General features: G+C 53.8%; 12 protein-coding genes. 5 read left to right on the forward strand and 7 right to left on the reverse strand.

Features of this window, described 5'->3' with window-relative positions; all coding sequences use genetic code 11:
* Positions 1 to 33: 33 nt before the first annotated feature.
* A complete protein-coding gene (locus tag BLR09_RS13560) occupies positions 34 to 2,319 on the forward strand; it encodes an efflux RND transporter permease subunit (RefSeq protein WP_093203070.1) in 2,286 nt (761 codons plus the stop codon).
* Between the two features lie 311 nt (positions 2,320 to 2,630).
* Here the strand turns inward: BLR09_RS13560 and BLR09_RS13565 are convergent, their stop codons facing one another.
* The 5 genes from BLR09_RS13565 to clpB form a co-directional block, all read right to left on the reverse strand.
* Positions 2,631 to 3,272, reverse strand: coding sequence for a response regulator transcription factor (locus tag BLR09_RS13565; protein WP_093203072.1), 642 nt, complete (start codon positions 3,270 to 3,272; stop codon positions 2,631 to 2,633).
* Positions 3,273 to 3,330: 58 nt separating this feature from the next.
* Positions 3,331 to 4,122, reverse strand: coding sequence for a sensor histidine kinase (locus BLR09_RS13570; RefSeq protein WP_093203075.1), 792 nt, complete (start codon positions 4,120 to 4,122; stop codon positions 3,331 to 3,333).
* Positions 4,119 to 4,760, reverse strand: a complete 642-nt coding sequence (locus BLR09_RS13575) for a hypothetical protein (RefSeq protein WP_093203078.1) — start codon at positions 4,758 to 4,760, stop codon at positions 4,119 to 4,121. The genes BLR09_RS13570 and BLR09_RS13575 overlap by 4 nt, the downstream gene beginning before the upstream one ends.
* Before the next feature lie 77 nt (positions 4,761 to 4,837).
* The gene (locus BLR09_RS13580) at positions 4,838 to 5,635 is read right to left on the reverse strand and encodes a hypothetical protein (RefSeq protein WP_093203080.1); all 798 of its coding nucleotides are present in this window, start codon (positions 5,633 to 5,635) and stop codon (positions 4,838 to 4,840) included.
* A gap of 216 nt (positions 5,636 to 5,851) precedes the next feature.
* A complete protein-coding gene (gene clpB, locus BLR09_RS13585; protein WP_093203083.1) occupies positions 5,852 to 8,461 on the reverse strand; it encodes an ATP-dependent chaperone ClpB in 2,610 nt (869 codons plus the stop codon).
* A 391-nt stretch (positions 8,462 to 8,852) separates the two neighbouring features.
* Here clpB and BLR09_RS13595 point away from each other — a divergent pair, with 391 nt between their 5' ends.
* From BLR09_RS13595 to BLR09_RS13600, 3 genes are all read left to right on the forward strand, one after another.
* Positions 8,853 to 10,658 carry a glycoside hydrolase family 9 protein gene (locus BLR09_RS13595; RefSeq protein WP_218126655.1) on the forward strand — a complete coding sequence of 602 codons (1,806 nt, stop codon included), beginning with the start codon at positions 8,853 to 8,855 and terminating at the stop codon, positions 10,656 to 10,658.
* Between the two features lie 77 nt (positions 10,659 to 10,735).
* Positions 10,736 to 11,323 (forward strand): polysaccharide deacetylase family protein, encoded by a 588-nt coding sequence (locus BLR09_RS25700; protein WP_394331409.1) that lies wholly within the window; start codon positions 10,736 to 10,738, stop codon positions 11,321 to 11,323.
* 14 nt (positions 11,324 to 11,337) lie between these two features.
* Positions 11,338 to 12,321: a 2-hydroxyacid dehydrogenase gene (locus tag BLR09_RS13600; protein ID WP_093203088.1), complete on the forward strand. Its 984-nt coding sequence runs from the start codon at positions 11,338 to 11,340 to the stop codon at positions 12,319 to 12,321.
* Between the two features lie 529 nt (positions 12,322 to 12,850).
* Here BLR09_RS13600 and BLR09_RS13605 read toward each other — a convergent pair.
* A complete protein-coding gene (locus BLR09_RS13605) occupies positions 12,851 to 13,975 on the reverse strand; it encodes a glycoside hydrolase family 88/105 protein (protein WP_218126657.1) in 1,125 nt (374 codons plus the stop codon).
* 58 nt (positions 13,976 to 14,033) lie between these two features.
* Here BLR09_RS13605 and BLR09_RS13610 point away from each other — a divergent pair, with 58 nt between their 5' ends.
* On the forward strand, positions 14,034 to 14,594 hold the full coding sequence (locus tag BLR09_RS13610) for an AAA family ATPase (protein WP_245689929.1): 561 nt from the start codon (positions 14,034 to 14,036) through the stop codon (positions 14,592 to 14,594).
* Here BLR09_RS13610 and BLR09_RS13615 read toward each other — a convergent pair.
* The gene (locus tag BLR09_RS13615; RefSeq protein WP_093204222.1) at positions 14,557 to 15,432 is read right to left on the reverse strand and encodes a tyrosine-type recombinase/integrase; all 876 of its coding nucleotides are present in this window, start codon (positions 15,430 to 15,432) and stop codon (positions 14,557 to 14,559) included. The genes BLR09_RS13610 and BLR09_RS13615 overlap by 38 nt on opposite strands.
* Between the last annotated feature and the right edge of the window lie 3 nt (positions 15,433 to 15,435).

Raw genomic sequence — 15,435 nt, forward strand, 5'->3', positions numbered from 1 at the left:
CTGCCTTTGTCCTGATTGATAGCCTTTTCCTCTATGTGGAGATCTTTTGCCCGCTGGATTCTCAGCCATCGGATTTTTAGTCTTGTTTTTCTCGCGGTACTCGTCGGTTTCATGGGTTTTCTCGGAACCCGCCTCCAGCTTTCCTACCAGATTGCGCGCGTTTTGCCGCTCAGCGATTCCACGCAGATTGAGTACGAACGTTTCAAGCAGCGGTTCGGCGCCGACGGAACCTCGATGGTCATAGGTTTTCAGGACGAAAAATGGTTCAGCCTCCCGGTTTATCAGGCCTGGTATGACCTGACGACGGATATTAAATCGATGCACGGCGTACGGGAGGTATTGTCTTCCGCCCGTGTCTTTCACCTGCAAAAAACAGACTCTTCCTGGGCGCTGAAACCGTTGATAACGGCCCGGCCTTCGTCGCAGGCGGATGTAGATACCCTGAAAAAACAGTTGTTTGACCAGCCCTTTTACGAAGGCGTTGTTTTCAATCCCGAAACCAAATCCACCCTCATGGTCATCACCTTCAATGAAAAGGTGCTGAACTCCAAAGAGCGGATTACGATCGTCGAGACGATCCGGGCAAAGGGAAAGGCATTCTCCGAAAAAACAGGAATAGACCTCCACTATTCCGGTATGCCGGCGATACGGACAGAAGTCATGAAGAAAGTATCGCACGAAATGACCCTGTTTCTCATCCTGGCGGCGGTGGTGACGGCCCTGATGGTATGGGTACTGTTCCGGTCCTGGCGCATCACGCTGGTATCGCTGCTGGTGGTGGGTATGGGCGTACTCGTAACGCTCGGTACGCTGGTACTTTTCGGTTATGAAATCACGATTCTGACAGGGATGCTGCCGCCGCTGCTGATGGTCATCGGCGTGCCGAACTGCGTGTTCCTTGTCAATCATTATCAGGATGAACTCCGCGAACATGGCGACAAACAACGGGCCCTGGAAAATATCATCCGGAAAGTAGGACTCTCCGCCTTGCTGGCCAACGTGACAACGGCGATTGGTTTCGGGGTATTCTATTTCACCAACAGCCGTTTGCTGATGGAATTCGGCGTCGTGGCCGCCATCTGTATTCTTGCCGTTTACGCCATTTCGATGGTGGTTGTACCCGTCCTGCTGAGCTACATGCCGGCGAAGATAGAGCAGGCGACGGAAAGCAAGTGGATGCCGCTGCTGCTGCGTATTGACCACTGGGTGCGGAATCGCCGCCCGGCTATTTACCTGACGATTACGGCGGTGACAATTATCGCCGGCCTGGGGCTGTTTTTCGTGCAGGTACAGGGCTATGTGGTGGACGATCTTCCTAAAAACGACCCGGTGTACCGTGATCTCCGGTTCTTTGAAACCGAATTCAAGGGCGCGCTGCCGATGGAAGTGTCCATCGATACCGGTCATCCGAACGGGGTATTCGACGAAGGCGCCCGGACGCTGTACAAAATCCGCTCGCTCGAGCGCGTCATGGCGCAATACCCTGAATTTTCGAAAGGGCGCTCGGTGGTAGACGGTATCCGTCTGGCGTATCAGGCGCAGCGGGGCGGTAGTCCGCGTTTCTATGTACTTCCTCCGTTGCTGGAACTGCAAAAACTGGCCGGAAACCTCCCGGCAGGCTCGTCGGGAAGTAATTCTCTGCTGAAAGCGTACCTCGACTCCACCCGCCGGTATACCCGCGTAAGCTACCAGATGGCAGACGTAGGGTCTCACAGGATCAAGGAAATCATGTCGACGCTCGAGCCGAAGGTAGATTCCATCTTCGCGTCTTCCGGCAGCAAGGTACACCTCACGGGTCACAGCCTGGTATTCCTCAAAAGCAACGATTACCTGCTCGGAAACCTGTATGAAAGCCTTTTGATCGCGATACTGCTGATTGCGCTTGTCGGAATGATCCTGTTCCGGTCCATCCCCATTATTCTTCTTTCCAAATTACCCTGTTTGATTCCGCTGCTCGTCACAGCCGGTATTATGGGCTACACGGGCATACCGTTTAAGCCGTCGACCATCCTGGTATTCAGCATTGCCTTTGGTCTTTCGTCCGACGGTACGGTATACTTCCTGACGAGTTACCGCCGAAAACTATCCGAAGGGCTCGATCCGAATCAGGCGATTTCCGCGGCGATCCGTGAAACCGGCGTCAGCCTCATCCATACGGCATTGATTCTGGCGGGCGGCTTTGCCGTCTTCTCGGCCTCCAGCTTTGGCGGCACGGCTGCGCTGGGGGTATTGGTCTCTACCACGGTATTGATGGCGTGTGTAACCAACCTGCTGCTGCTGCCGGCGCTGATGCTGAGTTTGAAGCGGTACCGGGTGTAGGGGGAATCGGGTGTGGAGTCCTGGGGTTGCTGTTTTCGGTTTGCAGTTTTCTGTTTTCAGTTGGGTCGGGAACGGGGTTTGCAGGTCTTTGGCGTATTTGGAAACCTGCTTGTCGTTTTGGGGTCTTGGGGCGACCTGCGTCGTCCCAATAACTCAAAACCATAAACAGCTTCTTGCTTCACGCTGCGGGTGACCTACATCGCCCAAGAACCAAAACCGCAAACAGGTTTCCCCAGAGTCCCCGGCTGACGGATCTGATTCCTCCCACAACCCCAAACTCTAAACTGAAAACGCTAAACCGAAAACCGCTTTCACAATTCCACCAACCCCGACCGCACCGCCTCCAACGCCATTCCCACCCGGGATTTTACCTGCATTTTCTGGAAAACGACCTCGCGGTAGCCATCCACCGTTCTCGGGCTGACGCACAGCTTGTCGGCGATTTCGGCATAGGTCAGGTCGCTGCACGCCAGGCGCAGGAAGTTCAGTTCCCGTTCGTTGAGGGTATAGGGATGATCGTGCCGGTTGCCGGGCCGCATACTGCGCACCAGTTGTTCGCTCAGGTAGGGTGAGTAATAGAAACCTTTGTCCCGGATTTCGTTCAGTGCCTGGTGTAATTCAGAAGGGCGGCAGCCTTTCAGGACGTATCCGACAGCTCCTTCGCGGATGCTCCTCACAATCTGCTCCTCGTTTTCGTTCATGCTGAGGATCACGACCCGGGTGGCGGGGGCATGCTCCTGCAGCCAGGGCAGACAGGCCATTCCGTTCATGACGGGCATATTGAGATCGAGGATCAGGATGTCGGGAAGAAGACCGACCTGAATCGACTCCATCATTTTGCGGCCGTTTTCAGCCACAAAAAGTACGTCGTAATCGTCGAACTGCTGGATAAGGCTGGAGAGGGCTTCGGCAACCATAGTATGGTCGTCAACCAGGGCAACGGTCGTTTTCATAAGGACGGACAAAGACAGTGTTAGGGTATCCTAAACTTCTGTAATTTCTTACGATAAGTCAAGCGATGGGAATGATTATTTTTGCCTGAGTACCAGTGCCCTGCGTGCTGTTGAGGGAGAAATTTCCCCCCAGTAAACCAGCCCGTCTTTTCAGGTTCCGGAGACCCGATCCGGCCGCGTCGGCGGGGCGGTTTTCGGTAGCAGAAATGTCGAATCCCCGGCCGTTGTCGACGAGGTGCATTTCCAGTCGGGAAGGGGAGTAACAGACCCGCAGATCGATCCGCGTACCTTCGGCATGTTTCAGCGTATTGGCCAGCAGTTCCTGCATCATCCGGAACAACACAATGTCTCCGTTCCGCGGCAGGTGAACGGGGTTACCCTCGCAGCTATACGCGACTTCATAGGTGCCGATGGCCTGAATGCGTTCCGCTTCGAGGCGGAGGCTCTCTGCGAGACCAAAGGAGCCGATGGTATCTTCGTCGAGCGTTTTGGAAAGATCGCGGGCAGCTTTCAGCGTCGTGCCGAGGAGGTCGCCCACGCGTGCGAGGCCGTCGGCGGCGGCGGGGTGTTTCAGCTCAAGTACGCCCACTTCCAGTTTTGCTACGGTCAGCAGTTGCCCGATGTGGTCGTGCAGTTCTTCCGCTACTTTTTTCAGGGTTTCGTTCTGCATCTCGAAACGGGCCTGAATCAATTCCTTTTCAAAGGCTTCGAGCAGGGATTTCTTTTCGGCCTGAAACTTATCGTGCCGCTGCTTGTACAGAAAGGTCATGAAGATGATAAACCCGGCCAGCAGCGCCAGCAGCACCGTAGCCACAACGACAGTAAGGATCAACGTGCCGGAAGTACTCATGTCTGGGGGCGGAGCGTAACTTTCTTTCCGATAAATGATAGGATAAAGGTACTATAAAGAATATCATTTGCTACCTGGCGGATGATATTAAAAACAGGAAACGCCGCGATGTATTCCTGCTCCGACAGAATATCATGTGCGGAGAAAACAATAAGAGTACTGGTGTTGAACAGCAATAGCCCGCAACTGGCGGGAAATAGAGCGTAGTTTTTAAGGTGTTTTTCTTCCGGATTAGCAAGCAGTCGACGGAAATACCAGAGTACCCAGATGGTGGTTAGAACCAGCATGAGTATCGCAGAATTGCTGCCGAATTTGGTAAGGAAGGGTTGCCATAGAGAAATATTGATGCCGTAAAACACCAAAAAAAAGCCGATACTATATAGGATAATCCGGTTCCCAATTTCCGAATAATACGTCAAACAATACAATGTAAATGCGACAGGCATATACAGATGGTACACCAGCAGGTTATTCTGATAGCGCAGGATTTGAAAAAGAGCGACGTATTCCGTAACAGTTGCTGCACAAAAAGTCCAGAAAAGAAAGCGCAGACTATTAGGCAGTGTTTTATAGCGCCAGGCACCTATTATGACGCCGGCAGCCAGAATAAGGTAGTAGGGAGCGAAGTACCAGCTCATAAAAAGTCGGACGTAACGCGGTACGGAAATATAAAAAGATCTGTGTAATTTACACAGATCCGGAACAAATTAGAATATCAGCGGCATCCAGTAGGAGGAGGACAGGGAAGGGTCATATTATAATATTCATCGTCTTTTGCGCTCCTGACAAATATTCCTCTTGAATCTTCAATGCGAGCGAGGACAGTGAGGGTCTTCTTTCCCGTAGATGGATTCGCTATGCGACCAGGAATGAAATGGATATACTTTGGATTTCCCGGTCTCGAATTTAGCCAAGTTTCGAAACTGTCTATTCGAATATGCACACTGAAAAAATCGGCCCCGTTGGCATAAAAATCTCTTCCCAAAAGTTTCTCTTCGATTTCTCCTCCGTTTAGCTGAGTGACATCTTTAAAGGCCTTCTTTGATGCCAGATGAGTCAATGTATCACTTGGATCTAAAAAGACAGAAATAAGCGAACTATCTTTTTTTGCTAATGAGTAGATAAAGCCAATCTTGTGCGTGCCTTTTCTTATTACTGGATAGATTATAAGAAAATCGGCATTGTTGTTTTTAAAGAATCTTTGGAGATCGGCAATAGCTATTTTGTCTCGAAATGGGTATGGGTGTCTAGGATAAGTGCTCGATCCACCAAATTTATCTCCAAGATGCCCTCCGCTTGATAGAGTGGAATCCATAATAGCACTAAATTGATTTATTTCATCTTGAGCCTTAACGGAATCAATTATTCCGAAAATCTCAAATAGTCTCAAGTCAGTGATAATCTCATTCGCGCGTAACTTGACTGAGTCAGTTTTAGTTTTCTTCTTGCAGCTTGTACAACAGCCGACGGCGATGCAAGCGATGCTCATTAAAACCCAAGCTTTCTTTTTCATAACAGTATGTGGTTAATTCATTTCCAACGGAAACTTACCCGGGAAATAAATTCCACACAACCCCTCATCCGACTACTCAAACGGAACACGCTGATTCTCAGTATGCGTTAGGTCGAAATACGGGTATTATACCCCCAAATACGGGAAAAACCCCGTCGCCCGAAAAAAGAAAACCCCGGCAGAAATCCGCCGGGGCTTATCAACTCAAGCCATAAATTAAACTTCCAACTCGCCATTGATATTCTCAAAGACGATCTCGTTGTCGGGCGATAACGTCATCAGAATGACGGCGTCTTTCCCGACCGTTCCCGCCAGTATGTCTTTCGACAGGGCGTTGAGAATGCGCTTCTGGAGTACCCGTTTCAGCGGCCGCGCCCCGAATGCGGGTTCGTAGCCTTCGTCGGCAATTTTCTCCAGGGCCTCATCAGTAGCCTCCAGCGTAATACCCTGTTCTTTCAGGCGCTGCTGGATCTGGCGGAACTGTATCGTTGCAATCTTCTTCAGGTTTTTCGGATTCAGCGGCTCGAAGAGCACGATCTCGTCGATCCGGTTCAGAAACTCCGGTCGTACCGACGCCTTCAGCAACTCCATCACCGCATTTTTCGCTTCCTCCACAATCAACGGACGGTTCCAGCCTTCGTCTTCGCCAAACTTCTCCATGATGATCTGACTGCCGATGTTCGACGTCATGATGATGATGGTATTCTTGAAGTTCGCGATGCGGCCTTTGTTGTCCGTCAGCCGACCATCGTCCAATACCTGCAACAGGATATTCCAGACATCGGGGTGCGCTTTTTCTATTTCGTCGAGCAGGACCACGGAGTAGGGTTTCCGGCGGACGGCCTCGGTCAGCTGACCGCCTTCGTCATACCCGACATACCCCGGAGGCGCTCCGACCAGCCGGCTGACGGCGTGGCGCTCCTGGTACTCGCTCATATCGATCCGCACGAGGGCGTTTTCGTCGTTAAAGAGGTAATCGGCCAGGGTTTTGGCCAGCTCCGTCTTTCCAACGCCCGTCGGCCCGAGGAAGAGAAAACTTCCGATCGGCCGTTTCGGGTCCTGCATGCCGGCCCGGCTCCGCCGCACGGCGTCGGCCACTGCTTCAATCGCTTCATCCTGCCCGGCTACGCGCTTGTGTAGTTCTTTCTCCAGGCCGAGGAGCTTTTCGCGCTCGGACTGCAGCATTTTCGCTACCGGAATGCCTGTCCATTTGGCGACTACCTCGGCGATATCTTCGCTCGTTACTTCCTCCCGCATCATCGGGTTATCGTCCTTGTCGGTGCCCTGAAGTTCGGTCAGGCGCTTCTGCGCTTCCGGAATGCGGGCGTAGCGGATCTCGGCTACCTTGCCGTAGTCTCCCGCACGCTCGGCCTGGTCGGCTTCCAGCTTCAGTTGTTCTACCTGTTCTTTCAGGGTACGGACTTCGTTGACGCCCTGTTTCTCGGCTTCCCAACGGGCTTTCAGTTCGTTGCGCTGCTCGCTGAGGTCGGCAATTTCCTTGCTCAGGGCCGATTCTTTCTCTTTGTTGTTTTCCCGGCGGATGGCCTCGCGCTCAATTTCCAGCTGCATGACGCGGCGGTTGAGTTCGTCGAGTTCTTCCGGAACGGAGTCCATTTCGAGCCGGAGCTTGGCCGCAGCTTCGTCCATGAGGTCAATGGCCTTGTCGGGCAAAAAACGGTCGGATATGTACCGGCTCGACAGCTCGACAGCCGCGATCACCGCGTCGTCCTGAATCCGTACGCCGTGGTGGAGTTCGTATTTTTCCTTGATCCCACGGAGGATGGAGATGGCGTCGGCTTCATCCGGCTCATCCACCATGACGGCCTGGAACCGGCGTTCGAGCGCCTTGTCCTTCTCAATGTATTTCTGATACTCTTTCAGCGTCGTCGCTCCGATGGCATGAAGCTCGCCGCGGGCGAGGGCCGGTTTGAGGAGGTTGGCCGCGTCCATTGCGCCCTCACCGCCCGCTCCGGCGCCGATCAGCGTGTGTATTTCGTCGATGAAGAGGATCAGCTCGCCGTCGGAGTCGGTTACTTCTTTGATGACGGCTTTCAGACGCTCTTCAAACTCTCCCTTGTACTTGGCGCCGGCGATGAGCAGACCCATATCGAGGGAGACAATGATCTTGTCTTTCAGGTTTTCGGGAACGTCGCCCTGGACGATCCGCTGGGCGAGGCCTTCCACGATGGCCGTTTTTCCGACGCCGGGCTCCCCGAGCAAAATGGGGTTGTTTTTAGTCCGGCGGGAAAGAATCTGCAGTACCCGGCGGATTTCTTCGTCCCGACCGATAACCGGGTCGATCTTGCCGCTGCGGGCGAGTTCATTCAGGTTTTTGGAGTACCGCTCCAGCGACCGGTACTTGGCTTCTGCGTTCTGGTCTTTCACAGGGTTATTTTTTCCTCTTAATTCTTTGATAGCGGTCTGAAGTTCCTTTTCCCGGAGGCCGGCTTCCTTCAGGAGGGTGGCTACGGCGTCTTTTCCGGCTGTCAGACCGAGCAGAATCAGCTCGATGCTGACAAATTCGTCGTCAAAATCCTTCAGGAAAGCCTGGGCTTTGTTCAGTGCTGCCTGGAGGTCGTTGCCCAGATAGGGCTGTCCTCCGGAAACTTTCGGGTAGCCGTCGACGATGGCGTCGAGCCGGGTTTCGAGAAGGGATTGGTTGACATTGGCTTTTTTCATCAGGAAGCCCAGCGTATTGGCGTCGTCTTCGAGGAGCGCTTTCAGTACGTGCCCCGTCTCGACTGCCTGCTGCTGGTTTCCCTGGGCAATCTGTACGGCCTGCTGGATTACTTCCTGGGCCTTGATGGTATATTGGTTGAAATTCATGGCAACATTGTTGGATGACGGTATCGCTAAAAAAGAACAGCCAGCGGAAGAAATATGTCGTTTTGTCGGTTGAGGAGGGTATGGTGCGACACTATTCCGGTCATTTTGTCGGAAAAACTGCTAAAATTTCCGGGGAGGAACCGGGTAAACCTCCTCACCGCAACGGCCACGTCCCTGGTCTGTCCGGCGACGATAAAGTAACACATAACTTCCTCCCGGCAAAAGGATAAAAAGCATTTCAATTCCCCTAAAATATCAGCAGAAAAAGACGTCGGATTTTGCCTGTTTAAGCACCATGTTTCGGCATAATCCCGCAAAAAGACGAAGTATTTGTTTGGCGAATCCACCGGGTCACGGTATATTCAGCCGTTGAAATTGTGACCATCCTCTTATGAAAGTTCGTCTCCTCTGCCTGTTATTCCTTTTTGCTACGCTTCCCGTATTTGCGCAGGAAACTGCATGGATCCGCATAAATCAGCTGGGTTACCTGGAGCGGTCGGCGAAGGTCGCCGTACTGGTCAGCAAACAGCCCATTTCCTGTTCCGATTTTGAAGTACTGGAAGGGGAGAAGGTCATTTTCCGTTCGGCAGAAGTCAAAGCCTATGGAAAATATGCAGCGTTTACCCATACATTCCGCCTGAATTTCAGCGCATTCGGTCGGCCGGGTACCTTCCGTATCCGGGCCGCAGGGGTAACCTCGCCCGCGTTCCGCATCGGAAACGATGTATACGACGGTACCGCCGACTTCCTCCTGAAATACATGCGGCAGCAGCGCAGCAACTACAATCCGTTTCTGAAAGATACTTGTCACCGGTACGACGGCTTCATCGTCTATCATCCCGATCCGAAGAAGGATTCCACGCATCTCGATGTCTCCGGCGGCTGGCACGATGCCTCCGATTACCTGCAATACCTCCCGACCTCCGCCAACGCAACATTCCAGCTGCTGTTTGCCTACTACAAAACCCCGAAGAGCTTCGGCGATGCGTTTGACGCCTGGGGAAATCCCGGAAAAAACGGCATCCCCGATATCCTGGACGAAGCCCGCTGGGGCCTGCGCTGGATGGTTAAAATGAACCCCGGCCCCGGAGAGTATTACAATCAGATTGCGGACGACCGCGACCATGCCGGCCTGCGCCTTCCCAACAAAGACAGCGTACGCTATGCGGCCAACAAAGGCCTGGCGCGACCGGTCTACTTCATCACGGGAAAACCGCAGGGCGCGTTCCGGTACAAAAACCGCACGCAGGGTGTGGCGTCATCCGCCGGAAAATTTGCCTCGGCTTTTGCTCTCGGAAGCCTGCTTTTGAAAGAGTATGATGCCGCTTTCGCAGCGGATCTGGCAAAACGGGCGAAAGATGCGTACGCCTTCGGAAAACAGTTTCCGGGTACTACCCAGACCGCTCCCGGTCGCGCGCCGTATTTCTACGAAGAAGATAACTACGTGGACGACATGGAGTTAGCGGCCCTTGCCCTGCACAAACTCAACGCATCACCCGCTCTTGCACAGGACGCGCTCGCCTTCGCCAAACAGGAGCCCGTGACGCCGTGGATGGGCGCCGATACGGCCCGCCATTACCAATGGTACCCGTTTGTGAATCTCGGTCACTACCTCGGTGCAGCTGGTCCGGGTGCAGATGCCGCCCGGTACCGGGAGTTCATGAAGCAGGGGATTGACAAAGTACTGAAACGGGGCGAGCGCAATCCCTTCCTGAATGGCGTGCCGTTTATCTGGTGTTCCAATAACCTCGTAGCCGGAATTGTGACCCAAATCCGTCTGTACCGTGAAGTGACGGGCGACGCCTCGCTGGCGGAGGCGGAGGCAGCCTACCGCGATTGGCTTTTTGGCTGTAACCCGTGGGGAACGAGCATGATCTGCGACCTCCCCGAATCCGGAACTGCGCCGAAAGATCCACACTCGGCCTTCACGCATCTGTATGGATACAAAATACCGGGCGGACTGGTCGACGGCCCGATCTATGGCAGTATCTGGAACAAATTGATCGGGATCAAACTGGTACATCCCGATGAATATGAGGCATTTCAATCGGGGTTAGTCGTGTACCATGATGATTTCGGCGATTACTCCACGAATGAGCCGACGATGGACGGCACCGCCAGTCTTTCCTACTATCTCTCTTCCCTTCAGGAGGAAGGAACCGTAAAAAAAAAGTCCGCGACACGCAGGGCGCGCTGATCCGGCGACCGATCGACGGGAAGAAAAGCATCTACCTGGTATTTTCGGCGCACGACCGCGCTGAGGGCCGTCACCTGATCGGCCGCGTACTTCGCCGGAACGGAATCAAAGGTAATTTTTTCCTGACCGGTGATTTTCTCCGGAAAGCCCGGTTCCGGCGCTGGACAAAGACAATGGTACAGGCCGGACACTATGTCGGCAGCCACTCTGATAAACACCTGCTGTATTGCGACTGGACCCGCCGCGATTCACTGCTGGTTTCCCGGGCGCTGTTTGACAGGGATCTCGATGCCGCGTATGCCGAGCTGAAGCATATCGGAGTGAAGCAGGCGCCGTGGTTTCTGCCCCCGTATGAATGGTATAACAGGGAAACCGTTCGCTGGAGTGAAGAAAGAGGGCTGACGGTTTTCAATTTTACTCCCGGCACCGGTACCAATGCCGACTACACCTGGCCCGGGTTGCCGAACTACCGGTCGAGCGACACGTTGTGGAACCGGCTGCTGCGGTACGAAGCGGAGCAATCGCTTGACGGCGCCTTCCTGTTGATTCACTTAGGTACGGATCCACGGAGAAAGGACAAATTTTACCGTTTACTGGACGGAACAATCCTGCCGGAACTTCGGCGGAGAGGTTATACCTTTGAGCGTCTTCCTGACGAAAACTGACCGCTCTGTCCAACATGGAAATCGCCTTCTTCAGTACCCAGTCGTACGACCGGGAAACCTTTGACCGCTTTCGCGGCGACCACCGGCTGCATTATTTCTCCGCTTCGCTCGATGAGCAAACCGTTCGCCTCGCTGAAGGTTTTGAAGCGATTTGTGTCTTTGTGAATGATCGGTTGAATGGAGGGATTATCCGCCACCTCGCCGGGAAAGGATTGAAACTCATTGCCCTGCGTTGTGCCGGCTTCAATAATGTCGACATCGCTGCCGCCGCCGAGGCCGGCGTGCGCATTGTCCGGGTACCGGCCTATTCTCCGCAGGCGGTCGCCGAGCATGCCCTGGCCCTTATTCTGACGCTGAACCGCAAGACACACAAGGCCTATAACCGGGTTCGGGAAGGTAACTTTTCCCTCGAACGACTCACCGGCTTCAACCTGCATGGCCGTACAGTCGGGGTAATCGGTACCGGACTAATCGGGTCGACATTCGCACGGACGATTCACGCCCTGGGTATGCAGGTACTCGCCTATGACATCCATCCCGATCCTGAACTGACCTTTGCCGAATACCTGCCGCTGGAGGAGTTGCTCCGCCGGTCGGATATTGTCTCGCTCCATTGTCCGCTCAACGCGTCCACGCGCTACCTTATCCGCGAAGAGACGCTTGCCTGGATGAAGGACGGGGTCATGCTCATCAACACCGGACGCGGCGCACTGGTCCATACAATAGACGTAATTGAAGCGCTGAAATCCGGTAAAATCGGGTTTCTCGGGCTCGATGTATACGAACAGGAAGAACACCTCTTTTTCCGGGACCTCTCCGAAACCATCATTCAGGACGATACCATCGCCCGCCTGATGAGCTTCCCGAACGTGCTGATTACCGCCCACCAGGCCTTCCTGACCCAGGAAGCTCTCGACGAAATCGCCCGAACGACACTCAATAGCCTGGCCGAGTACCAGGCGGGACAGCCTCTGACGCAGGAGCTGGGAAGGCAATAGGTTGAAGCAATAGGCTTTAAGCGATAAGCTATAGGCAAGGTGCGGCAACTATTCACATCGTCAGCTTATAGCCTATAGCTTACGGCTTAAAGCCCTAACAAAACAGCATATTGCCTATAGCTTATCGCTTAGAGCCTACTGCTTCAACTTCACCACATTGCCCGAACGACAAAGCGATAAGCTATAGGCAGTGTGCGGCAACTATTCACGTCATCAGCTTATAGCCTATAGCTTACGGCTTGAAGACCTAACAAAACAGCGCCGGTCGCCCGATTTGGGGACGACCGGCGCTGTTTCCTGCAGCGTATTGCCTATAGCTTATCGCTTAAAGCCTACTGCTTCAACTTCACCACATTACCCGAACGACAAAGCGATAAGCTATAGGCAAGGTGCGGCAACTATTCACGTCATCAGCTTATAGCCTAAAGCTCACGGCTTAAAGCCCTAACAAAACAGCGCCGGTCACCCGATTTGGGGACGACCGGCGCTGTTTCCTGCAGCGTATTGCCTATAGCTTACAGCCTATAGCCTACTGCTTCAACTTCACCACTTCCGATCCTGCCAGCAAATACGCGCCCGCACCATACACCTCCCAGCTATCTGCGCTGAAATTGCGCCGCGGATCTGCGCCGATGGGCTGCACCCAGCCTACTTTCCCGTCTTCGGCGACGAGCTTGTTAAGACCTTCCCAGGCTTTCTTCACCGCGGGGAGGAATTTCGACTTGGGCAGGATACCCTGGTTAATACCCCACGCCATTGCATAGCAGTCGAACCCGCTACCGGAGCCTTCGCCACCCGGAAACGATTCCGGGTCCAGCAGACTCGCCCGCCAAAGGCCGTCAGGTTGCTGCAGCTCAAGCAGGCGCTCGCTCATATCCTTGAACTGCGTGAGGTAGAAGTTCCGTTGCGGGTGGTTTTTGGGTAATTCTTTCAGTAGCCGAACGAGACCACCCATGACCCAGCCGTTCCCGCGGGACCAGAATATCTTCTGCCCGTTGGCTTCGCGTTTGCCTTCTCCTTTTTCGTTGATGAGGTAGCTGGCGTCCCGGGCGTAGAGGCGCTCCTCCTTATTATACAGCAGGTTATAGGTCTGGCGAAACAGCGTGTCGCTTTGCGTATAGTAGGAGGGATCGTTAAGTGTTTTGCCGAGCTTGACGAGGGTAGGCGGCGCCATGAACAGCGCGTCGCACCACCACCAGGTAATGCCGCGCTTGCGGATTTCCGGGCCGAGTACCTGTCTGATTTTCAGGACAGTGTCTATCGTCGCCTGAATCATTTTCCGGTCCTTCCGGATGCGGTACAGATCAATATAGGTCTGACTGATCGCAATGTCATCGGCATGGTCAAACCGTTGTCCGGGCAGCCAGCGGTTTCGTTCTCCCATCGCAATCAGCGAGTCGAGGATACGCGGCGACTTCGTGGTTTCATACGCGGCGAATACACCCGCATAGAAAGCTCCGTTGGTCCAGTCAGTGGCTTTGTGTTTCGGGTTACTGAGTTGCCAGTCGGTAACTTTTTCCATTTTCGACTTGATATATCCGGCCGAAAAGATAGAGGAAGGAGGGTCGCCGGAAGCCGGATGGCTAACGGTCAGAGAGCCGCCGGCCGTCGCGGAGGTAACGGCGGCAAGAGCGACAAGACAGGTGAGTTTCATGGTTGAGAGCATTTACGAAACAGACTGCCGTCCGGGCCATAAACCCTACTTTTGCATCATGTTGCTGCACATCATCGGGGCGTCGTGTTCGGGTACGACAACCCTGGGCCAACACTTGTCGGCCCGATTATCCCGGCCCTTTTTCGATACAGACGATTTTTTCTGGGAGTCAACCGACCCTCCTTTCCAAATCAAGCGTAATCCGGAGGTCCGGAACTGGTTGCTGACGAACGCACTCGAAACGCATTCTGACGCTATTGTCAGCGGTTCGCTGCTGGGCTGGGGAGAAGAATGGAAACCGGATGCAGCTGTATTTCTCTGGATTCCGGCGGATATCCGGCTGGAGCGACTGAAAGCCAGGGAGTTGCAACGGTACGGCCCGGAGGCATTGACGGCTCCGGACCGCCGGGAAGCGTTCGAAGCGTTTCTGACCTGGGCAGCTCAATACGACGATCCGGCGTTTACAGGACGCAGTCGCCGGAGGCAGGAAGAATGGCTCGCCACCCTCGGATGCCCGGTTCTGAAAATTTTGGGTGATACCAGCGTCGCCGAACGGGTCGAACGTGTAACTGCCTGGTTGACTATGCTTTCGGGTGAGCCTGCAAATACGCTTCCTTGAGTTTTTCGATGGAATTATGCGTGTATACCTGTGTCGCGGCCAGTGAACTGTGCCCCATAAGGTCCTTGATCGCATTGAGGTCTGCGCCGTTGTTGAGCAGGTGTGTAGCGAAGCTATGGCGGAGTACGTGCGGACTTTTCTTTTCCAGCGACGAAACCAGCGAAAGGTACTTCCGCACTATCCGCTGGATAAAGACCGGATAGGCCTTTCGGCCGTTGTCGGAGAGGATGAGCCATTCGTCCGGAATCTCGAGTTCGTCCCGTAGTTTCAGGTACTGGGAGAGCAACTGATACAACGGATTCGGAAGCGGCAGAATACGCTGCTTGTTGCGTTTGCCGAGCACCGTCAGCGTTTTTTCATAGGTATTCAGGTCGCTGATTTTCAATTCGATGAGTTCGGAAAGGCGCATGCCGGTTCCGTAAAGCAGCTCCAGTACAACGCGGTCCCGCTGCCCGGCAAAGTCCTCGGTAAAGGCCAGGTCGTCGAGCAGGTGGTGCATTTCCTGTTCGCGGACGAAAGAAGGAAGTTGCTTGTCGGTTTTCAGCGAGCGGATCAGCAGCATCGGATCCTTAACAATTGTTTTTTGCCGGAGCAGAAACCCATAATACGCTCTGAGCGTGGCGATTTTCCGGTTGATGGAGCGGTTGTCGAGCTTTTTTTCAGCCAGCGCCGCGATCCAGGAGCGGATCATCTGGAAATCGGCCTGTTCGGCCTCTGTCAGCTCATAGGTATTCTTGAGGTAAATGGAAAACTGCTCAAGATCAGACGTATACGCCGACAGGGTATGTTTGCTGCAACGCTTCTCGAACTTGATATGCTGAAGAAAGTAAGGGATCATGGC

Origin of the sequence: Siphonobacter aquaeclarae, from assembly GCF_900103285.1 — a bacterium.
Lineage (GTDB): Bacteria > Bacteroidota > Bacteroidia > Cytophagales > Spirosomataceae > Siphonobacter > Siphonobacter aquaeclarae.